This is a genomic window from Solibacillus sp. FSL R7-0682 (assembly GCF_038005985.1).
In the GTDB taxonomy this organism is placed as follows: domain Bacteria; phylum Bacillota; class Bacilli; order Bacillales_A; family Planococcaceae; genus Solibacillus.
On the sequence record NZ_JBBOUI010000001.1, the window covers coordinates 1,178,085 to 1,199,232 of the forward strand.

The window sequence follows — 21,148 nt, forward strand, 5'->3', positions numbered from 1 at the left end:
TGTTAGTTGTTAGTTGTTAGTTGTTAGTTGTTATTGGGGTGTGTAAGTCTACAAAAGAAACATAAGGAAGAATTATCTAATTGTTGTTAAAAAGGCATGTGTGAAGCTATGTGAAAGATTGCTGGAACATAGTAAAAAAACTTGCATTTAAAAAATCAATTTACATGCAAGTCGTATTAATGGAGGACGTGGCTTTATCAAAGCTTTTTTTCTTTAATGAAAATTGTATCAAGAAAGTTGGGGTATTGGTAGTGAAATGGAAAACTTAATTTTTAAATGAAGTATATCATTATTTCGTAGCCGCCCATGGTAAAAAGTAACGCAAAATATTTACTGCGAATTATCCTTATTTAAATTAGGTAAACAGAGGACGCATATCATTCCAACGACTGATAAATAGATCGATAAAATAAACCCTAGTGAAATTACGCCCATTTGGTCGATAAAATAGCCGAATATCAAATAGGTAGGAATACCACCTCCAATACAAATAATGTTATAAACACTAAAAACGCGCGCGATAAAATGACTTGGTACGGTAGTTTGTAGAATGCTAACAACGAAAATATTCAAAATCCCTTGCGAAATTCCTCCTACAATTAATACTGCCTGTAATAAATGGAGAGGCAGTTCCAGCGCAAAACATAACATCGCAAAACTAAAGGCGAATAGCGATAAATAGAGGCCGAGTTTTTTATTCAATTTTTCATATAAAATTGGGCTAATAAATGAGCCAATCAAAATGCCAATCATCGTCGGTGTTGTAAAAACAAATAAATTTTCAGCTCCTTTTCCTAATACTAGCCTTAGATAGCTAATTAAATATAAATCAATTGCTGAGCCTACCATCCAGCCTAAACCAAATACGATAAACAATCTTGAAAGCATTTTATCTTGCTTAATATAGGTAAGGCCTTCCTTGATAGCATCGAATAAACGATCTTTGTGAACTGGTTCAGGGGTCTGTTGATTTATTACACGCATAAAGAAAATAGATGCTAGGGCACCTACATAAAAAATTATTAGAAGTAAAAGCATTTCATAGACAGTTAAATTGAATTGGAAAAGAAGGGCAGTAAATGAATACGCAAGAAGCTTACCCGTCATTGTCATAACACGAAATAAGCTATTTGCTTTAGGAATATGGACGTGCTCTACAATTTGGGGCATCATAGCACCGCTTGCATTTACAAAAAAGAGATGAATAAATGTGATGATGAAGATTACTATAAAAATAAAGTAAGTCGAATAATCAGCGAATAATGAGTAAATGTAACATAGAAGCAGTAATAAAATACGAATTGCAACCGACTTGAGCATTACATTTTTTAGTGACTTGTTTTCGATATAAGCACCTATATGTAAGCCAAATATTAAAACAGGTAGAGCTGAGAATAAATAATAAAAAGATGTGCTAATACTACCACCGTCAAAAAGTTGAATCATGCTCAATAAAATAACGAATAAAGTGGCATCCCCGAACGAATTGAAAAATGTAGCAAAGAACAATAGACTAAAGTTCATATTTTTAAACATTGTACACCTCGAAAAAATTTATTAACCACCGGTCAATTTTGGGGTGAAGAAAAACTCTAGTTGTCTAGAGTTTTTAATTGAAATGTAACAAATTCATTTGCATCAATTTTCACTGCTTCAAATTCATCAACACGACCAATATAGTATAATATGAATCCGTGCAGAGCTATAAATGATGCATGTATAACATTGTTGCTTAAAGAATTGTTTTGCTGCATTTGAACGGTACTAATAAATTTATTTAAGCTTTCTTTTGCGGCATGTTGTTGGAGGGGGTCTTCCAACCCGTTCTGTTTTACAAACATAAAATCATAATGGCTTTGATTATTTAGGCCAAATTCAATAAAGCTTAAAAATAATCTTTTTGTTCCTTCATTTCCATTGTCTTGGCTCGCAGCATCTAACTTCCGGTTTAAAATCGCGAAATATTTCTCAATGACTCCATTAAATAGTTGTTCTTTGCTTTGGAAGTGATAATAAATGGATCCATGACTAACGCCTAATCCATTTGCAATTGAGCGCATCGACACCTTTTGAAAATCCATTTGTAATAATTGATGGTCTGCTTCTTCCAAAATCATTTCTCTCGTCAAACTGTCGCTACTTTTTTTTCTACCCAACGTTTTCACCTCTAATTGACCGGCGGTTAAATAAATTATAAGCGCTACAATATTGCATGGCAATATAAAATATTCCAGTTACAAATAAAGCGCACTTTTCAGCTTTGGAACAAAAATATTTAAACAATAATGGTATTTTATTCAAAAAAATAATTTTATTCTCAAATTATAATATATAATATAAAATAAGCAACTTAAAAAAAAAATGAAGTTGTAACTTTGGAAGTTCGAAATTATTTTACCTTGTTTGATCAATTGGTTTAGGGGGTAATTAGTAATGGTTGTAATGGAGTAATGTGGAATTACTAGATATTTGACAACAGTTCCTAGCAACTATGTAAAGGTGAAGGGAGCAATAAGTTAAGTATTGTGTCTAAATTCTTTACGTAGATGGAAAATTTTTTTATGAAAAGGAGTGTAATTGTATGTTATCCATACAAAAATTAACGAAAACATATCGTGGAAACAAAATGGCAGTCGATAGCTTAAGTATTGATATAGAAAAAGGTGAATTTATCGTCTTTATCGGCACAAGTGGCAGCGGGAAAACAACAGCCCTCCGTATGATTAATCGGATGATTGAGCCGACCAGTGGGAAAATTATACTTGATGGAACTGATTTATCTAAAATGAATCCTGTGCAACTACGTAGACAAATTGGCTATGTAATTCAGCAAATAGGGTTAATGCCACATATGACCATCCGAGATAATATTACCCTCGTACCAAAACTCTTGAAATGGGACAAAGAAGAAAAGGACAAAGTGGCGGAACGTTTAATCGAACTTGTAAACTTACCCAGTTCTTATTTAGATATGTACCCTTCCCAACTATCTGGTGGCCAACAACAGCGAATCGGTGTTATACGTGCATTAGCGGCTAATCAAGACATTATTTTAATGGATGAACCATTTGGTGCACTTGACCCCATCACACGTGACACACTTCAAGATTTAATGAAAGATTTGCAAGTGCGCCTTGGCAAAACCGTTATTTTTGTAACGCATGATATGGATGAAGCAATCAAGCTAGCTGACCGAATTTGCATTATGCATGAGGGGAAAGTTGTCCAGTTTGATACGCCAGACAATATTTTAGCAAACCCCGCAAATGATTTTGTACGTGATTTTATTGGTTCTCATCGACTTATTCAAAATAAACCAAGCGTAAAAATAGTAGATGAAGTAATGATACAGCCAATCTCTATTACAATTGAAAAAAGTTTGGATGATGCATTGCGTTTAATGGTATCAAAACGTGTCGATACGCTATTTGTGACAGATGCAGAAAAAAGATTGATAGGTTTTTTAAATGTTGAAAGCTTTACAGGTCCGCAGCGTACACAGCAAAGTATTAATGAAGTATTGCAGCGAGAGGTGATTTACGTTAAAACCGGGACAAAGCTGCAAGATTCTGTCCGCCGTATTTTAAAACGGAACCTTCAAAACATCCCAATTGTTGACCATGACCACAAACTAATTGGTTTAATTACCCGTGCTAATATTGTTGATACGATTTATGACACAATTTGGGGTGACGAGGAAGAAAATAAAAATGCTCTTCTTGTAAATCGAGAGGAGAATGTTCAATGATAGCCTTTTTTACGGAAAATAGCAGTGACATACTATTAAAAACATGGGAACACTTTTATATTTCTATTATTGCATTATTTCTTGGTGTATTCTTCGCGATTCCTCTTGGTATATTTTTATCTAAAACAAAAACAATCGCAAAAATCTTTTTAGCCATAACAAGTGTTTTCCAAACATTACCCTCTTTAGCCATTTTAGCTATTATGATTCCATTTCTAGGTGTGGGGAAAGTACCTGCCATTGTTGCATTGTTTATTTATACTTTGCTACCAATTTTAAATAATACTTATATTGGTTTGAAATCTGTTAATGCGGATCTGCGTAAAACAGGTATTAGTATGGGGATGACGCCATTGCAGTCTATATGGATGGTGGAATTACCACTAGCAATTCCAGTTATCATGGCAGGTATACGACTATCTGCTGTATATGTCATTGCCTGGGCAACACTTGCGTCATATATCGGTGCTGGAGGTTTAGGTGATTTTATTTTTAATGGATTAAATCTTTATCAAACAGAACTAATTATTGGCGGTGCATTACTTGTTACGGCATTAGCACTGCTAACAGATTTTATATTATCAAAGGTGGAGATTTGGACAACACCAAAAGGACTAAAAATAGAGAAATGAGGCCTAATAGGATGAAGAAAACGATTCTTTTATTCGGAAGTATATTGCTTGCGTTTAATTTTCTTGCTGGCTGTTCGATTGGCGGGGATCAAGCTAGCAATACTGAGAAAATTAAGATTGCAAGTGTTGTCACAACTGAATCACAAATTATGGGTTATATGCTTAAATATATGATTGAGTATTATACAGATGAACAAGTAGAATTAATCAATAATCTTGGTTCGAGTACTGTTGTTCATCAAGCGATGATCAATGGTGACGCAAATGTTTCCGCTACACGTTATACCGGTACAGACCTAACAGGCGCTTTAAATGCAGATCTCATAAAAGATCCAGCCGAGGCAATGGCCTTTGTGCAAAAAGCGTTTCAAGAACAATACAATCAAACCTTCTTTGACTCGTATGGCTTTGAAAACACGTATGCCTTTATGGTAACGCAGGAAACAGCACAACAATACAACCTCAATAAAATTAGCGACCTGGCTAAAATAGCGGCTGATATTGAAGCAGGTGTTGATACATCTTGGTTAAATCGTGAAGGTGATGGGTTTAAGGCATTTGTCAAAGAGTATGGGTTTGAGTTTAAACGTACATATCCAATGCAAATTGGTTTAGTGTATGATGCCGTCCAAGCAGGTGAAATCGATATCGTGCTCGGTTATACAACAGATGGACGTATTGCTTCATATGACTTAAAGGTTCTTGAAGATGATTTGAACTTCTTCCCTCCCTATGAAACAAGTGCGCTTGCAACAAATGAAATTTTAGAAGCAAAACCCGGAATTAAAGAAGTTATCCAGCGTTTAGTTGGCAAAATCTCAACTGATAAAATGCAGGAATTAAACTATTTGGCAGATAATAACTTAATGGAACCCTCTGTAGTGGCAGAAAATTTCCTGATTAAAAATAATTACTTTAGTAATGAGGAAGGTGAGGACTAATGGAAGATTTATCTCAATTAACTACGTATGAACAGCTTCTTTATTATTTTAAGGAAAATGGTCTTTATGTCCTTGAATTGTTCATTACTCATTTTTACATTTCAGTATATGGTGTTTTACTTGCTGCAATCATCGGAATTCCAATTGGCATTTTTATTGCCAAAAATATGAAGTTAGCCGGGTTTATCATTACATTGGCAAATATAATTCAGACTATACCGGCATTAGCCTTAATGGCAATGATTATGCTAGTACTCGGCTTAGGAAAAACAACGGTTATTGCTACGGTATTCCTCTATTCGCTGCTACCAATTATTAAAAATACGTATACGGGAATAACAACAATCAATAAAAGTTTAACGGATGCAGGGCGCGGTATGGGGATGACACGTAGACAAATCCTTTTTATGATTGAACTACCATTATCTTTATCAATCATTATTACAGGTATTCGTATTGCCTTAGTTATTGCAATTGGAATTACCGCAATCGGAGCTTTCATCGGTGCTGGCGGTTTAGGGGATATTATTATCCGCGGAACGAACGCAACTGATGGCACTGCCATTATTTTAGCAGGTGCAATTCCAACTGCATTAATGGCTGTTATTGTAGATATTGGACTTGGTTGGTTAGAGCGCCATTTCGACCCCACAAGACGCCAACAACGATTTAAAAAAGATTCTAATTCCAATGTTGGTGTGGGGTGATTGTAATAGCTTCGCGAAGTTAGAAATCCGGTGATAAAGCATTATAAATAACAAAAGACTTGCATTTAATAAATTCATCATTAATGCAAGTCATATAAATAATGAAGGTGGCCTTATCAAAGCGTTTTGTTTTTTAATGCGCCTGCATTTAAATTTTTCTGTTTTTGAATGAATAAAATAACAATGGCTTGGACTGTCATTGCAAATACGATGAAGATAAAATGTGTGTCGTGATAAAACATTTTAGAAATAAAATAAAAAATTGGTGCGGAGGATAGATAAGAAATAAATTGGTTTTTAGTTAAAAGGAAAATGATTGTTGAAATACAAGTAGTAACTAATAAAAGCTCAAATAGAATGCCAATTGATCCACTATCTAAGTAATTCTGTAATTCGTTAATATAGGTCATTGAAAATTTACCTCTCTTTTATCTTAATTAAATCAAATAATGCATTTACAAAAATTGTAACATGGAAAAATATTATTTGGAATATAAATGGTAAATTAAGATCTTAACAAGTTCCCTAAAATTAACGACCTAAAGCTCATTTAATGAAATGATTGTCATTGTAAAAATGGATAAAATTTGAAATACTTATTAAAGTATGGATAAATGGAGGGATCTAAAATGCGGCATTTTAAAGGTTACTGCTTGTTTCTACTATTCACCTTGTTGTTAACTGGGTGCGTAGGTCTAGAAAAAGAAATATCACCATCAAGTACAAAGTTAACTATTGAGTCTTACAACATGAGTGATATAGAAAGCTTGCTCATTAGTAAAACAGGAGTAGAGCATATTGAATTTTTCAAGCTTAACGGCACTTTGAAAGAAGATGATGATTTGCAATATTCAGTGGATGTGTTTGAAAACGGTAAGTTTAAAGAAGAGGTATTAAAAACTTGGGGTGAAATAGAAACAAACCATAAAGACAGCATAATTTCTTTTGGAATAAGTGACAATGGGGAAGATAATCATTCTTTAAAATTAATAAACGGTATTCCCTCTGGACTTGCAACAACGTTTTATTCGAATAACATGACGATGTATACTTTCAGAAATCTAATCGATGAAAAAGTTACATTAGAAAAAAATAAACCTATTTATTTAGCAGGGTGGTTAGGAACTACTAAAAACGAAATGCGTTCTGCTGGGGGAGAAAACGGGGAACTACCATCAGGTATTGAAGAGTCTGAACTTGCATTTCTATATAAAGTTTTATGGACTGAGAAAGAATAAAAAGGTGTCATAATATAATGTTGATTACTTTTTAAGGGGTGTATCCTTGCAGCTGCATCAACTAATCTTTATATTTGTTAACAATTAAAATCACCTATTATAAACCGTTTTTATTTTTTTAATCTTTTTTTGTTGGCACGAAAATCAAATCTTTATGCCCCATTTAGAACGTAATAGGTATTGAGTTCCTGTCGCGATGCTTTCGTCGCTAAAATAATAGTTCCTCTGCGATCTGGTTTATATTCGCCTTGGGAGCTTTTATTTGCATCGAAAGCAGCGCGGCAGATGAAATCACCAACCACCTTACCCTCTAGTCAATTATAAAATCTTCAAATATTTATTGCCCACCATACATAACCGACATTTCTAATTTTGTATGACTAACCTTTCATTGCAGAGCAATCAGAGAGTTATTACTTTTTTTTCAAACCAACCAAAAGCAATCTCTGCCTTTACAATTTCAAGGTTAGGCGAAACTAAGAATAGTACAAACGATCCATTGGGTGGAAATATGAATTTTCCATCTTCATCACTTGATAAAGTACTTTGTGGCGGAACAATTCGCTGAAATGCATTTACTCCTTTCTCTGGTACCCAGTTAATCAGCTCTGCAAATTTGAGTTGAACTTTTGGTCTAGGAAGAGGGGATAGAGCTGTATCTGCAGGGGTCACTTTATCTGAAATCATGGATTTCCCTATAATTATAGGATTAAACCAAATTTGAGCAATAATAGGTTCATTTGAGTGATTTGATATAGTAAATGCATTTACAAATAAATCTACATTTGAATTAGAGGGGTTAATTAAACCTCCCCAAGCATACTTTCCTTTTCCTAAACGAATTGTTTCAGTTTGACCAACAAAGTATCGTCCCTCTAAAGATTGATATAAAGGGTTTGGTATGGTAACCGTTTTATTAAATTTGTCATTATTATTCATCGTCATAAGATCACCTCTCTTCTTTCTAAAATAGTATGCTGATTAGAAACTAATTTGAATTTTTTTTGTTTTCAGAAATATACAAATGGGTAATGAAGTATATTCATATTTATGAATAACCTTTAGATAGTTAGTATTATTGTGCCTTTTCCTAAAGATGAGTATTGATAAATTCGAAAAGCCTTATATATGAATATAAGGCTTCCGAGATTTTAACAGTTAAAATCTGTTAGAAAAATTAAAGAATTTGAGTCAATTCAGAGTTCGCAAATCGTTGGGCATCAATGATGACACCTGAAGCCGTTCGACCGTAAACACTATATAATCCTCCAGTTTGATTCGGAACTATTTCAACTTCATATTGAAAAGCACCAGCTACATTTCGCGTTACAAAAGTAGAGGCATTAGCACCTGCTGAAAATGAAGTTGTCGAAAGTAATTGTCTTGTACCGTTAAGTCTATAAACTCGAACTACCCCCGTTAGTGTACCCCCAGTTAGATTAAGAACTTTAATACGAACGGTAGAGGCATTTTCTGGTTGATTTCCGGTATTTTCAACTGGACCAGTAGTTAATGGCATGTTTTCACCCCCCTTTAAACAAAAGGTTTATAACCTGCAGATTACATTTTTATAGTATGCATACTCTATTACATTCTCTAGTCATATTAATTATGTTTTAAAAAAATAATAATAAATTTGAGATAGTAATAGAGAATAAGTAAATAGAAATCTTTTAAAAAAACAGGAAACCTCTATTAGAATTATAAAAATTCAGAAGCAAAAAAGGGTTTAAAGAATAATTTATTAAGCAATAAAAGGGGACATCATTAAATAAAAATTTGGACGATATTTGACTTTCTTTTTTTGATGCAAAGCGTTGTTACGACAAAAACATACAGGATAAACTCTTATGATTAGTAGAGTCGTCGCATACACTTATAAGGATCATACTATTTTTCAGGAGGTTTGAGATGAAAAGAAACGCTTATGAAAAGATTTTTAAGGCAGGTATTGCGACAACTTTGGTTGCCTCAGCTTTTGTAGTAGCTCCAACGGGTGAGGTAAATGCACAGAAAGATTCGGGGAAAGATCACAAGAATGATTATAAAAATGACCACAAAAAAGAACATGGAAAAGATAAAAAAACCGATCAAAAAGTGGACAAGACAAAGCTACAGACGACGATTAACAATGTGGTCAATCGCAAACAAGTAGATTATACAGAGGATAGTTGGAATAAATTTCAACAGGCTTTATCAGAAGCTCAAAGAATATTAAGAGATTCAAAGGCAACACATTCGGACATTACAAAAGCAATAAATAATTTAATAGCAGCTATCGCTAATTTAGTCGTAACAACGCAACCTACAGAGGCGAAAGTTAATACATTTAAAGAATTAAAATCGGCCATTAATAATCCAAAGGTTAAGAATATTTCTATTCAAAAGGATATTAAATTAGAAGAAAAACTAAAGATTAATTCAGAAAAGCATATTAAAGGTAATGGTTTTACATTAACTGGGGAAGTGTCGAAAAAGGGAGACACTTCCTATGCATTACAATTTATGAAAACAGTTGGTTCCATAACTAATATTAAAATTAAAGGTGCGGATGCAGCAGTTTATGTAGATCGCGCTACTGTTACGTTAAGTGGCACTATTGATGTCACTGGAAATAAAACCGCTGGAATAATAGTATCCGGAGCTTCTGACGCAAAGAGCCAATCTTTCGTAAAACTAGTAAGTGCAACGCTAGTGAATCGTGATGAAACGAATACTAAACCGACAATATTAGAGGAACGAATTAAAAGTACAGATGAAACGATCAAAGTCGTTGGTTATGAAGGCATGTATATGGATTACAACCAAAAGTCAGCAAATCATTTACAAAGATTCTATTATTTAAATCGTGAATTAAGAGCGCCAAATCCGATAAAACGCTTCACTTTGTCACTAATGCATTCAAATGATACGCATGCTAATTTAAATCAAATAGCGAAAAAAGTTACAGCCGTGAAGGAAGTGCGCGCAGCAAAACCGAAAGCATTACTTTTAGATGCGGGAGACGTTTTTTCTGGGACATTGTATTTTAATGAATTTAAAGGACAAGCAGACTTACAATTCATGAATTTAATGGGCTACGATATTATGACGTTTGGTAACCATGAGTTTGATTTAGGGTCTAGCCCAGAAGGACATAAAGCGCTAGTAGACTTTATTAAAGGGGCTAAATTCTCATTTGTTAGCTCAAATATTGATTTTTCTAAGGATGCCAAATTTAAAGGTCTATTTAGCGATTCAATAGCAAGTAATCCGAAAAACGGAAAAATTTATAATGGGCTTGTAAAAGAAATCGATGGTGAAAAAGTAGGTTTCTTTGGGTTAACAACTGTGGAGACACGAGATATTTCAAGTCCAGGGTCTATTGCCTTTAAAAACTATATTGAAGAAGCGAAAAAAGCAGTTAAAGCATTTGAAAAAATGGGTGTAAATAAAATTGTTGCGATTACCCATATCGGATATGATGATAACCCAGCCATTGATAATGACTTAAATTTAGCATCAATGGTCGAAGGAATTGATGTCATTGTTGGAGGTCATAGCCATACACAATTGGCTCAGCCGATTGTCGTGGATGAAAACGGAACACCAACAATTATTGTGCAAGCTTATCAATATAACGAATACCTAGGCACACTTGATGTGGAATTTGATAAAAAAGGTGTAGTCGTACGACATGATGGTAAATTAATAAAAATCGCTGACAAAGTAGAAGATAAAGCGGCTGCCACACTTCTTCAACCGTATAAAGCAAAAGTAGACCAGATTGCCGCTCAGGAAACAGGGGCAATAGCAGTTAAAGCATTTGATAACCCACGTACAGAAGCGGATAGTGTTCGTCGCAATGAAACACCATTAGGCAACTTAATCACAGACGGTATGCTACAGAAAGCAAAAACGTATAATCCCAACGTCATCATGGCATTCCAAAATGGTGGTGGAATTCGAGCTGGAATCAATCAAGGTCCAATCACAATTGGAGAAGTAATTACGGTACTTCCATTTGGTAATACATTAGCAACGATGAATTTAACGGGAGCGGAAATAAAACAAACATTTGAAACGAGCTTGAAAGATCTCCCGCTTGAAAATGGTGGGTTCTTACATGTGTCTGGTGCAAAAGTGGAATATGATTCCTCCAAACCTGCTGGAAAACGTGTAGTTTCAATTAAGTATAAAAGCGCATCAAATACTTACATGGAACTTCTGGATAATACAACCTATACAATCGCCACAAATGCCTTTACAGCTAAAGGTGGGGATGGGTTTACGGTATTAGCAAAAGCATATGCAGAGGGTCGAGTAAAAGATTTAGGATTATCTGATTGGGAAAATTTCCGTGATCACCTTGTTCGTCTTAAAACGGTTGATGCGAACAAAGAAGGACGCATTGTAGATGTGGCAGGAAAGGTACCTGAACTTCCTGGAGGGACGATTAAAGATACAGATTTTTCTGGTACACCGCAAGCGCCAAAAGTATACAGTGGAAACGTAAGAGTAAATGTAACAAACGTAGCGCTTCTTTCTAATGCTGTAATAAAAGGAAACCTTATCATTACAGGGACTCTTCCAGGTATTTTTAATTTAGCGAATATACAAGTAGAAGGAAAATTAGACCTTACTGGACTTGATGCAAAGGACTATAATTTTAAAAATGTAAAAGTGAATGGAGAAACTCTTTTTTAGTTTAAGCGCTACATTCATATATAAAGCCCTATTAAAAATAGCAATTTAAAGGAGAATTGTTCAGATGAGCATAAAGAATTGGAAAAAGCAGTTGCATGCATTTTTATCGTTAATTTTAGTCCTAAGTTTATTTGTACCAACAGTAGGGTCAACGGTAAGTGCTGAAACGGTTGCTACGGATTTAATTATTTCTGAGTATATCGAGGGCAGTAGTTTTAATAAGGCGATTGAACTTTATAATGGAACAGGAGCAACAATAGATTTAAATGAATACTCACTTGAGCTTCATACAAATGGAGCAGCCACAGCAGCAAACAAAGTTACGTTGTCAGGTTCTTTAGCTAGTGGCGAGACGTATGTATTATATAATACGCAAGCAAATGCAGACATTCAAAGTAAGGGAAATTACCCGAGTAATGCCGTTATTAATTTCAACGGAAATGATCCTGTAGTTCTTCGGAAATCTGGAAATGTTATTGATTCCATTGGTCAAGTGGGGTCAGCTGCAAACTTTGCTGTTGATGTAACATTAGTACGAAAAAGTACTGTAACAAGTGGAGATACAGTAATAGATGATCCATTTGACTTTACGGGTGAGTGGATTCAATATGCGAAAGATGATACTTCTAATCTAGGGTTGCACGAAATGGGCGGAACACCGGTAGATCCAGTTGACCCAGAACCAACTAATCCAGATGTTATTTCAATCGCAGAAGCACGTAATACTGCGATAGGTGAAATTGTAACGATTAAAGGGATCGTTGCAGCCAACTTAAAAAATACGATTTCCGTTCAGGATGCTACGGGTGGTATTGCCGTACGTCCAACAAGTTTGCCAATAACAGTAGGTGATGAAGTAACCCTTACTGGGAAATTGGCTGATTATCGTGGGCTGCTTCAATTAGATGCATCTACAGTCGTTGAAAAGGGTGAAAATGTTGGCGCTCCATCAACGAAAATCGTGACTGGCGCGGAAGTGAATGAAAGCCATGAATCACAAATTATTACGGTAAATAATGTGTCGCTAACTGCTATCCAACAAGGAAGTGGTTGGGCAAATTTCACAGCTCATGATGGTACAGATTTTATCGTACGGGATGAAGGAAATTCTTTAGGGTTAGCACTAAACACGAACTATGAATCGATTACCGGTATTGTTCAACAGTTCGATAATGACTATCAGTTAATTCCACGTTCAACACAAGATATCATCATGGACAGTAAAACAATAACACCTGCAGTAGCAAGTCCAAGCAGTGGTACATTTGTTGGAGGCACGAATGTTACGTTGTCGACAACAACTGCCAATGCGGAAATTTTTTATACGGTTGATGGAACAGACCCAACAGATTCAAGTATTAAATACGAATCACCGATTGCGATTACAGAAAATACGGTTCTTAAGACCATTGTAAAAACACAAGACGGTTCATTAAGTGACATATCAACATTCACCTATACCATTACAGATGCCTTACAAATTCATGATTTACAAGGTGAGGGGCATAGATCACCATTTGATGGAACGGTTGTGGAAGGCATTCAAGGTGTTGTCACATATGCATTCACATTGAATGGTTCCTATTACTATACGATTCAAACACCTGATACATTGGCAGATCAAAATCCAAACACATCAGAAGCTATTTTGCTATATAGTGGAAGAAATGCTTGGTCCATTGAAGTAGGTGACTTAGTCTCTGTTTCAGGAAAAGTAAGTGAATATGCGTATGATGGGTATAGTGATGCCAATCAAACGGACCTAAAAACAACTCAGATTAATGTACGCAATGATCAAGGTGGGAATGTTGTAGTGAAACAACGAGGTGTAGCATTACCAACGCCGGTAATAATTGACGAATCTAACATGGATTTCAAGCAAATTGATAGTGATTCGTTTAATGTCTTCAATCCAACGATTGATGCGATCGATTTTTGGGAAAGTATAGAAGGAATGCGCGTTCAAGTAGGGAATGTTAAAGCGGTAGCACCACAGGAACATGGAGATTTGATTACCGTTCTTGAGAGCACACCTACGAATTCGATTCATGGTGGTGTATTATTTGAAGAGGGAAATACTAACCCTAATCGTATTCAGTTCCGCTTAGAGCCAAATGGAGCAGCACGTAACTTAGAAGTGGCGACAGGGGATAAATTTACTGGCCCAATTACTGGCATAGTAGGCTACTCTTATCAAAATTATAAAATCTATGTTTCTTTAGATGAAATGACTGCAAAATATCGTCAAGGAACAACAACTCCAGAAACGACAAAAATTGTAAAAGCCGAAGATAAGCTAACAATTGCTTCGTATAACCTTGAAAATTTTTCAAACAACAAGACAGAAACAACGAATGACAAAGCACGAAAACTAGCTCGAGCAATCGCAGTCGATATGCAAAGTCCGGATATTGTTGGTGTAACGGAAGTACAAGACAATAATGGCCAAACTGCTGGTAACTCAGCAGCAAACGAAAGTTATGAACGTTTAATTCAAGCGATTGTTGATGCGGGTGGTCCGAGGTACAGCTATCTCAATATTGATCCAATTAACAATGCAGATGGCGGAGCACCAAACGCAAATATACGAGTAGGATTCTTATATAATCCACAACGTGTTTCGTTACCAGATGGTATTCAACCGGGTGACGCCACTACTGCAGTAGGTTACGAAAATGGCAAATTAACACTAAATCCAGGTCGTATTGACCCAACTAATGCAGCGTTTAATAGTAGTCGTAAACCATTAGCTGCACAATTTGTCTTCCAAGGGGAGGAACTTATTGTCATTGCTAACCATTGGAACTCAAAATCAGGCGATACACCATTATTTGGCGCTACTCAGCCACCTGTGAATAATAGTGAGATTCAACGTAAAAATATTGCTCAAATTGTCTATAATTTTGTTAGTGATATTAAAAGCCAAAACCCTGAAGCGAATATTGTTTCACTAGGTGACTTTAATGACTACCAATTCGCACAAGCGTTAAAGATTCATGAGGGCGAATGGATGAGCAATATGATTAATAAAGTAGAAGAATCGGACCGTTACACTTATTTATATCAAGGAAATTCACAAGTTTTGGATCATATTTTAGTTTCTAATAATTTAGTAAACAAGACAGTGGTTGATATTTTACACATTAATGCAGACTTTACAGATATGGCGGGTCGTGCAAGTGACCATGATCCGGTGTTAGTGCAAATTGATCTAGCGGGTGGAGAAATAATTGAACCAATTATTGCTGAAAAAATAATCAATCTTATTAATTTCCAAACAAAACAATTTACTATTAATAAACGAAGTGTTTCCGTAACGATGGATGCACAATCTGTTATTACTGAAGGAATTTTATTTACAGGAGATTATGCAGAATTCTTAGGGGAAGGCTATGCAACGCATGAAGTAACGATTAAACCCGAAAATGCAGGGGCGATTATAGATTTTAAAGGAACCGTCGTGCAAAAAGTTATCATTGATGGGACAAATGTAAAGGAAGTCAGAGGCGGAGAAAATATACAAGAACTTGTATTTATAAATGGTGCTCTTAAAGAAAAAATTAAATTTGAATAAAAGAAAAATAACTAGGCACTCCTGAGAAATAGAAATAGAAATAGATTAGTTAAAAACCCGTATGCTACTCTGTAAGATTAGGTACAAGTAATTGTACATTATGTCTTATTCAATAGTGTTTCACTTATAATGTTACACATTAAATAAAAATGCACATTACTAAATGCAAATTTTAGTGATGTGCTTATTATTTTGATTAACTTTCACACCCAAATTTGTTAAAAGGGTTAAATACTTTACAATTTATAAAGAAAATATTGATATGGGAACACTCGTTCCTTTCGAGGGGGTATAATAATTGTATTGGTTTGACTATTGACCGAAGAATATTGGAAGTAAATACCGGTTACTTGTATTTAAAGATAACGAGCCCTTTATTCCTTTGACAGATTATTACCATGATTGTATAGGGAAAATTGATAAAAGCTCTGCGATATCATATTTGAAATACTTACTTCCATTTTTTAAATGGTTAGAGGTAGAAAGCAATTATCAAGGAAACAAAGTGCAATGGAATGATTCAGGGGAAAAAAACGCCTTTTACACCAACATGGGTTTGAGTTAGTAAATTTATATGGCTCATGGAAAAAAGAAAAGTTTGATGCAAATAGTATTTCAATGATTGTTCATGCACAATTAAAATAAATTTTATGCATAATATATTCTTCATAACGTTCCCAAATGCAAGCTGAACTGCACCCCATTTGTTAGACACATCTAACAAGGAGGTGTAGTTTTTCTATGGCCAAAATGAGCTCAGAAGATAAACTAGCAGCGGTTCAACGATATGTAAATGGGAATGAAAGCTCAAGAACTGTTGCTGCAGATTTTGGTGTTTCACATCGTTATTTATTAAGCTTAGTGAAACAATATCAACATAACGGTGTAGAGGTTTTTGTCAGACGATATACAAATTACACAAAAGCATTTAAACTAGACGTACTTAACTATATGGCTGAACATGGTACATCCTTTAATGAAACCGCTGCGTTCTTTAACATTGCAGGTGCTTCATCGGTACAGAATTGGAAAAAACAACTCGACACTCAAGGAGAAGATGCCCTTCAGCCAAAGAAAAAGGGGCGTCTATCCATGAAAAAAGAAACAACGAAACAACCTAAAAACGTACTAGCAGAGGGCTCTACAGAAGCACTTCAAGCGCGTATTAAGCAGCTTGAAATGGAAAACGAGTATTTAAAAAAGTTGAATGCCTTAGTTCAAGCCAAGGAAAAATCACCACGAAAGACAAAGTAAAAGTCATTTGTGAATTAAGGTATAAATATTCGGTGAAAGCACTTGTGGCGTATGCGGACATTCCACGCAGCACGTTTTATGATATGGCGAAAAAGTTCGATTTACCCGATCCAGACGCTGATTTAAAAGCTGAAATTCAAGCGATTTACGACGAACACGAGGGTCGTTACGGCTATCGTCGTATTCGTGATGAACTGGCGAATCGTGGGCAAAAAGTGAATCATAAAAAGGTTCAACGCATCATGAAAGAGCTAGGGTTAAAGTGCTTAGTGCGTATGAAAAAATATAAATCGTATAAAGGGACGGTTGGTGAAATCGCCCCAAATATTTTAGATCGCCAATTTACAGCAGAAGCTCCAAATGAAAAATGGGCAACGGATATTACAGAGTTCAAAGTATTTGGCGAGAAGCTTTATTTATCGCCTGTTTTAGATTTATTTAATGGCGAGATTATCACGTACACGATTGGCTCAAGACCGACATTTTTACTTGTTTCAGACATGTTAGAAAAGGCTTTAGAACGCTTACCTAAGGACCATCAGCTACTGATGCATTCCGATCAAGGCTGGCATTATCAAATGAAGCAATATCGCCACACGCTTCAATCGAGAGGCATTGTACAAAGTATGTCGCGTAAAGGCAACTGTTACGATAATTCAGTGATGGAGAATTTCTTTGGCATACTAAAATCTGAATTCCTCTACTTAAAGGAATTTGAAAGTGTGGAGCAGTTCAAAATAGAACTTAAAAAATATATAACGTATTACAACACGAAACGCATGAAGGCAAAATTAAAAATGAGTCCGGTGCAGTACCGAACTCAATTTATTCAAGCTGCCTAAGCGAAATTACCGTGTCTAACTTTTAGGGGTCACTTCAAGCTTGGTAACATTTCAAACAGCGACAAGTACTGTTAAATCGGTGTTTGTCGCTGTTTGTATTAGATAATAAAGCCCTAAGACGCTGCGAAAAATAATTTTAAAGAAGGCTGTTCGATCCACTTGTTCTGAGTGGCGATAACATTTAAAAAGAATCTCAATGAAACATTACCAAAGGCCGCTTTGGTAACTTGTTTAATTATCATCTTTATATATTGTGAATGTGTTTAATACATTTCCTTCACTATCTGTTAATACAGATGTAACTGATAGTGCATTGTGTTCTTTCATTCCTTTAATAGCTTGATATTTTAGGTGTTCTTCTAATTTCTCTGCAAGTGTATTTTCATCTAATATTTTTGTTTCAGGTATATTTAATGTTTTTGTTTCAGTCTTATTTGCTGTGATTGCACTAGGGATTAAAAAAATAAAAGAACTGAAAAGAACTGTAATCAGTATTTTTTTCATTTAAATATTTATCTCCTTTCGCTAAAACTTAAAATTTCAATTGCTACAAAATATGTTATTTCACCCGAAAATACCACCATTTTTTGGGTCCTGGTGCAAAAGTGAAAAAATAATTATTTTAGTTATACAAATACATACAAATAAACGTTCACACATGAAAGTTAGGTAACTATAAATCCCCCATTCATTTGAATGAGGGATTTGCTTTTGGCTACTTATTCACTGAATACATCCAAATCACGATTTTGTAACGTTTTGTGTCTGGGGTCCAGCCGACAAAACGCGGATATTATACGCTAAGAGATTTCCAAAAACGTTCGTTTATGAAATAACCTCTATAGCCCCTAAATTTGTCGTTAATATGGCTTAATTTCGCAAAACATATACCAAAATCAAAGTGCCAAAAAATACGACATAAAACCTTTTTGGTTAAAACTCTTATATATCAAGCTTTTCAGCCTTAACGTATAAAATATGCGTTTTGACGGTACTACCCCTGTCTGAAATACAGCAGTCGGTTAACTAAAAAATTACCTCAAGATTTATGAAACCTCTTATCGTAGAATATCTGTGGTTTGTGGACAGAACTCCTTTAAAGTATTTACTTTACTCATCACTAATGTGTGTAAATACTTCATCTATTTGCTTTCCCAATACTTTTGAAATCCTAAATGCTAAATCAAGAGAAGGGTTATATTTGTTTTTTTCAAGAGCGACTATGGTTTGTCGAGTTACTCCTACTTCTTTAGCTAGTTGGTCTTGTGTCATTTTTTTATGAGCTCTCCAAATACTAATTTGATTGTCTAACATACCTAACCTCCTATCTCAAATTGTTTGTTATTTCATAAGATAATTAGATATATGTTTACTGGTATTTCCGGTCATACAGGAAGAGACTCACTGCATGAATTAAAGCTCCTACTGATAAGCCGATTATCATGTAATCAAAAAGGAAATCTGGAGTAATCCTTTCGTTGTAGTAAAAAATGGTGATGAAACCCATTATGACAAATAATGAAGAAAACGAAATTTTAGCCGCTTTGCCCACTATTTGATCCCCTCTTTCGTCATTTTTGTTCTTATCTAAGAAATAAGCCCAATAAAGAATGGTTACGAGTAGCAAGAGTGTCGAGACAGTTGCGAACATATCAAGCATTTTAATACCCCCTACAATTTGTGATAAATTAACAGTAATATATTTTTTACAAAAAGTAAAGTATTTATAACAAAATGTAACAAATACCATACATATATTAAGTTGTTCGGAAAATTTGGTAACGTTAGTTTCTCCAGCATAAAAGCTTTGTACAAAAAAATTAGTGTGTGTTGGATACTTCAAAAGGCATTTGGAAATATAGAATAGCGTATTAAGAGAAATATTCATTTCCATACAAAATAACGTTCCCAAACGCAAGTTTGGGCGCACATCCAAAGGTCACGAATGTTGTTATATCAACGTATCGTGACTTTTCCTATGAACATTCTTTATACATTATTTTTTACAAATAGCTCAAACGGTTGATAAAGTAATATTTTTTGCTTGCTGGGTTTGTTCTTCACTTTGTATAAAATCCTGTATATTATTACCTCTATAAATCAGCATTTTTCTGAGGCTATTCCATAAAAATTATTCAATTAAATGTCCATATTCTGGAGTAAATAAAAATTTATGTAATGCAAGTGAGAGTGAAGGATTTAACTTAAACAAACCCGGCTGGTTAACTGAATAAATAGACTAAGGTATAAATGATGTTTGTAAAAAACTGATTATTGCTAAAATTATTAAATTAAATTACAATTATAGTAGTTATACAGGTGACATAAGTGAGATAACTTGTGTTGGTGTCCTTAATGGTTAAAAACAGTAATGTTGCACAGTGCCTCCAATCATATTGGGGGCATTTTTTATTTTCTAAGGAGAGTGAAAAAATTGATTTTAAAGAACGAGAATAATTACACAAACTTATTTGAAGATGTACATACTCATGTAATGGAAAGTGCTGAAAAGTTGGGTGCTAGTGGTGGTGCCATTTTTATTATCCGTAACGACAAAATCGTAACAGAGTCGTATTTTGGTAAACAGTCTAATGAAAAATACGCTCGAGATGTTCAAGTAGACACTCAATTCCATATTGCCTCTGTAAGAAAGGCTTATATCGGTTTTGCTGCGTCTTACGCTATATACAGGGGCTACTTTTCTATTGATGATCCAGTTAAACAGTTTGTAGATGATTCACATCAGTCCGCGTATGAAGGGGTAACCATTCGTCACTTATTAACTCACACACATGGGCTAAAAATTTGTGATGTTAATAAACTAGTAAGTGAATATAAACCTGGTGAATCCTGGGCATATAGAGGTCCAAGTATTGATCTGTTGACAATGATTATCAAAAAAACAACGGGACTGTCTGTTGCTGAAATCATTAAATCGCAAGTTATTGAACCACTAGGCTTTCAATCGACAGAATGGATTAGGATGAGTAAGCCTCATTTAAAAATTGCAGACGCTATTCGAGATGCAGATAACCCTTTTTGGACTGAGACGGATGTAGTAGATGGTTCTGGAATGAATATGTATGTGTCTGCAAAAGAGCTTGCTTTATTGGGTTACATTCATTTAACAGAAGGGAAATGGGGAGGAAAACAGATAATTCCTAGAGAAATCATTCAAATGGCTACATCCATTCAAACTCCTAACCCAACACTTCCTATTCAGAAGAACGGATTTTTATGGTTTGTAAAAGATACAAACCATAGTTTTAACCAAATAGGCGATACAGTTCCAAAAGGTTCCTATCAATTACTCGGGTACACCAATGTAGCTCTGCTCGTCATTCCAGAGGAAAACGTAGTAGCAGTAAGAATGCTCAACCGTTATGGTTCATCTGAAGGATACGATTATTTAAGCGATATTCGATCTTTTGGAGATACTGTTTATAAATGTTCTATAAAATCAGCAATACAATAACGTTAATGTTTGAAAGGTGTTGCAGAGCTATTCAAGTGCATTCGTTATTCT

General features: G+C 34.9%; 17 protein-coding genes. 9 read left to right on the forward strand and 8 right to left on the reverse strand.

The genetic code is table 11. The features are described from left to right. Window positions 1-330: 330 nt before the first annotated feature. Together MKZ17_RS06020 and MKZ17_RS06025 are read right to left on the reverse strand one after the other, a co-directional pair. Entirely contained in the window at window positions 331-1,536 is a 1,206-nt protein-coding gene (locus tag MKZ17_RS06020) for an MFS transporter (protein ID WP_340722854.1), read from the reverse strand. Window positions 1,537-1,592: 56 nt separating this feature from the next. After that, on the reverse strand, window positions 1,593-2,156 hold the full coding sequence (locus MKZ17_RS06025) for a TetR/AcrR family transcriptional regulator (protein ID WP_340722855.1): 564 nt from the start codon (window positions 2,154-2,156) through the stop codon (window positions 1,593-1,595). 425 nt (window positions 2,157-2,581) lie between these two features. Here MKZ17_RS06025 and MKZ17_RS06030 point away from each other — a divergent pair, with 425 nt between their 5' ends. Genes MKZ17_RS06030 through MKZ17_RS06045 form a run of 4 tightly spaced genes read left to right on the forward strand, consistent with a single transcriptional unit; the run spans window position 2,582 to window position 6,028 of the window. Next, window positions 2,582-3,748 carry an ABC transporter ATP-binding protein gene (locus MKZ17_RS06030; RefSeq protein WP_340722856.1) on the forward strand — a complete coding sequence of 389 codons (1,167 nt, stop codon included), beginning with the start codon at window positions 2,582-2,584 and terminating at the stop codon, window positions 3,746-3,748. Further along, window positions 3,745-4,380: an ABC transporter permease gene (locus MKZ17_RS06035; RefSeq protein ID WP_340722857.1), complete on the forward strand. Its 636-nt coding sequence runs from the start codon at window positions 3,745-3,747 to the stop codon at window positions 4,378-4,380. Before MKZ17_RS06030 ends, MKZ17_RS06035 begins: the two co-directional genes overlap by 4 nt. Window positions 4,381-4,391: 11 nt before the next feature. Next, the gene (locus tag MKZ17_RS06040) at window positions 4,392-5,321 is read left to right on the forward strand and encodes an osmoprotectant ABC transporter substrate-binding protein (RefSeq protein WP_340722858.1); all 930 of its coding nucleotides are present in this window, start codon (window positions 4,392-4,394) and stop codon (window positions 5,319-5,321) included. After that, complete coding sequence (locus MKZ17_RS06045; RefSeq protein WP_340722859.1) at window positions 5,321-6,028, forward strand: ABC transporter permease; 708 nt, start codon at window positions 5,321-5,323, stop codon at window positions 6,026-6,028. Before MKZ17_RS06040 ends, MKZ17_RS06045 begins: the two co-directional genes overlap by 1 nt. Before the next feature lie 116 nt (window positions 6,029-6,144). Here the strand turns inward: MKZ17_RS06045 and MKZ17_RS06050 are convergent, their stop codons facing one another. Then, window positions 6,145-6,438, reverse strand: coding sequence for a hypothetical protein (locus tag MKZ17_RS06050; protein WP_340722860.1), 294 nt, complete (start codon window positions 6,436-6,438; stop codon window positions 6,145-6,147). Between the two features lie 219 nt (window positions 6,439-6,657). On the opposite strand from MKZ17_RS06050, the gene MKZ17_RS06055 reads away from it, so the two are divergent. Beyond that, a complete protein-coding gene (locus MKZ17_RS06055) occupies window positions 6,658-7,266 on the forward strand; it encodes a hypothetical protein (protein WP_340722861.1) in 609 nt (202 codons plus the stop codon). 402 nt (window positions 7,267-7,668) lie between these two features. On the opposite strand, the gene MKZ17_RS06060 is transcribed toward MKZ17_RS06055, so the two are convergent. Both MKZ17_RS06060 and MKZ17_RS06065 read right to left on the reverse strand, forming a co-directional pair. Next, window positions 7,669-8,211 (reverse strand): DUF6143 family protein, encoded by a 543-nt coding sequence (locus tag MKZ17_RS06060; protein WP_340722862.1) that lies wholly within the window; start codon window positions 8,209-8,211, stop codon window positions 7,669-7,671. Window positions 8,212-8,443: 232 nt separating this feature from the next. After that, window positions 8,444-8,785, reverse strand: a complete 342-nt coding sequence (locus MKZ17_RS06065; protein WP_340722863.1) for an ATPase — start codon at window positions 8,783-8,785, stop codon at window positions 8,444-8,446. A 392-nt stretch (window positions 8,786-9,177) separates the two neighbouring features. On the opposite strand from MKZ17_RS06065, the gene MKZ17_RS06070 reads away from it, so the two are divergent. The 3 genes from MKZ17_RS06070 to MKZ17_RS06080 all read left to right on the forward strand — a co-directional run bounded on the left by MKZ17_RS06070 (window position 9,178) and on the right by MKZ17_RS06080 (window position 17,622). After that, complete coding sequence (locus MKZ17_RS06070; protein ID WP_340722864.1) at window positions 9,178-11,952, forward strand: 5'-nucleotidase C-terminal domain-containing protein; 2,775 nt, start codon at window positions 9,178-9,180, stop codon at window positions 11,950-11,952. 64 nt (window positions 11,953-12,016) lie between these two features. After that, entirely contained in the window at window positions 12,017-15,526 is a 3,510-nt protein-coding gene (locus tag MKZ17_RS06075; RefSeq protein ID WP_340722865.1) for a chitobiase/beta-hexosaminidase C-terminal domain-containing protein, read from the forward strand. A gap of 741 nt (window positions 15,527-16,267) precedes the next feature. Then, window positions 16,268-17,622 (forward strand): IS3 family transposase gene (locus MKZ17_RS06080; protein WP_340722866.1). Its coding sequence is split into 2 segments (ribosomal slippage): window positions 16,268-16,721 and window positions 16,721-17,622, totalling 1,356 coding nucleotides; the frame shifts between segments, so codons are not numbered across the junction. 231 nt (window positions 17,623-17,853) lie between these two features. Here MKZ17_RS06080 and MKZ17_RS06085 read toward each other — a convergent pair. The 3 genes from MKZ17_RS06085 to MKZ17_RS06095 form a co-directional block, all read right to left on the reverse strand. After that, window positions 17,854-18,126: a hypothetical protein gene (locus tag MKZ17_RS06085; protein ID WP_340722867.1), complete on the reverse strand. Its 273-nt coding sequence runs from the start codon at window positions 18,124-18,126 to the stop codon at window positions 17,854-17,856. A gap of 606 nt (window positions 18,127-18,732) precedes the next feature. Continuing rightward, on the reverse strand, window positions 18,733-18,936 hold the full coding sequence (locus MKZ17_RS06090; RefSeq protein ID WP_340722868.1) for a helix-turn-helix transcriptional regulator: 204 nt from the start codon (window positions 18,934-18,936) through the stop codon (window positions 18,733-18,735). A gap of 55 nt (window positions 18,937-18,991) precedes the next feature. Further along, complete coding sequence (locus MKZ17_RS06095; protein ID WP_340722869.1) at window positions 18,992-19,282, reverse strand: hypothetical protein; 291 nt, start codon at window positions 19,280-19,282, stop codon at window positions 18,992-18,994. A gap of 774 nt (window positions 19,283-20,056) precedes the next feature. Here MKZ17_RS06095 and MKZ17_RS06100 point away from each other — a divergent pair. Then, a complete protein-coding gene (locus MKZ17_RS06100) occupies window positions 20,057-21,097 on the forward strand; it encodes a serine hydrolase domain-containing protein (RefSeq protein WP_340722870.1) in 1,041 nt (346 codons plus the stop codon). The last annotated feature ends 51 nt before the right edge of the window (window positions 21,098-21,148 follow it).

Excerpts from the sequence above, each read along its gene's own strand:
- MKZ17_RS06020 (WP_340722854.1), bottom strand. The coding sequence starts at position 1,536 with ATGTTTAAAAATATGAACTTTAGTCTATTGTTCTTTGCTACATTTTTC.
- MKZ17_RS06030 (WP_340722856.1), top strand. The coding sequence starts at position 2,582 with ATGTTATCCATACAAAAATTAACGAAAACATATCGTGGAAACAAAATG.
- MKZ17_RS06035 (WP_340722857.1), top strand. The coding sequence starts at position 3,745 with ATGATAGCCTTTTTTACGGAAAATAGCAGTGACATACTATTAAAAACA.
- MKZ17_RS06040 (WP_340722858.1), top strand. The coding sequence starts at position 4,392 with ATGAAGAAAACGATTCTTTTATTCGGAAGTATATTGCTTGCGTTTAAT.
- MKZ17_RS06045 (WP_340722859.1), top strand. The coding sequence starts at position 5,321 with ATGGAAGATTTATCTCAATTAACTACGTATGAACAGCTTCTTTATTAT.
- MKZ17_RS06050 (WP_340722860.1), bottom strand. The coding sequence starts at position 6,438 with ATGACCTATATTAACGAATTACAGAATTACTTAGATAGTGGATCAATT.
- MKZ17_RS06055 (WP_340722861.1), top strand. The coding sequence starts at position 6,658 with ATGCGGCATTTTAAAGGTTACTGCTTGTTTCTACTATTCACCTTGTTG.
- MKZ17_RS06060 (WP_340722862.1), bottom strand. The coding sequence starts at position 8,211 with ATGACGATGAATAATAATGACAAATTTAATAAAACGGTTACCATACCA.
- MKZ17_RS06065 (WP_340722863.1), bottom strand. The coding sequence starts at position 8,785 with ATGCCATTAACTACTGGTCCAGTTGAAAATACCGGAAATCAACCAGAA.
- MKZ17_RS06070 (WP_340722864.1), top strand. The coding sequence starts at position 9,178 with ATGAAAAGAAACGCTTATGAAAAGATTTTTAAGGCAGGTATTGCGACA.
- MKZ17_RS06075 (WP_340722865.1), top strand. The coding sequence starts at position 12,017 with ATGAGCATAAAGAATTGGAAAAAGCAGTTGCATGCATTTTTATCGTTA.
- MKZ17_RS06085 (WP_340722867.1), bottom strand. The coding sequence starts at position 18,126 with ATGAAAAAAATACTGATTACAGTTCTTTTCAGTTCTTTTATTTTTTTA.
- MKZ17_RS06090 (WP_340722868.1), bottom strand. The coding sequence starts at position 18,936 with ATGTTAGACAATCAAATTAGTATTTGGAGAGCTCATAAAAAAATGACA.
- MKZ17_RS06095 (WP_340722869.1), bottom strand. The coding sequence starts at position 19,282 with ATGCTTGATATGTTCGCAACTGTCTCGACACTCTTGCTACTCGTAACC.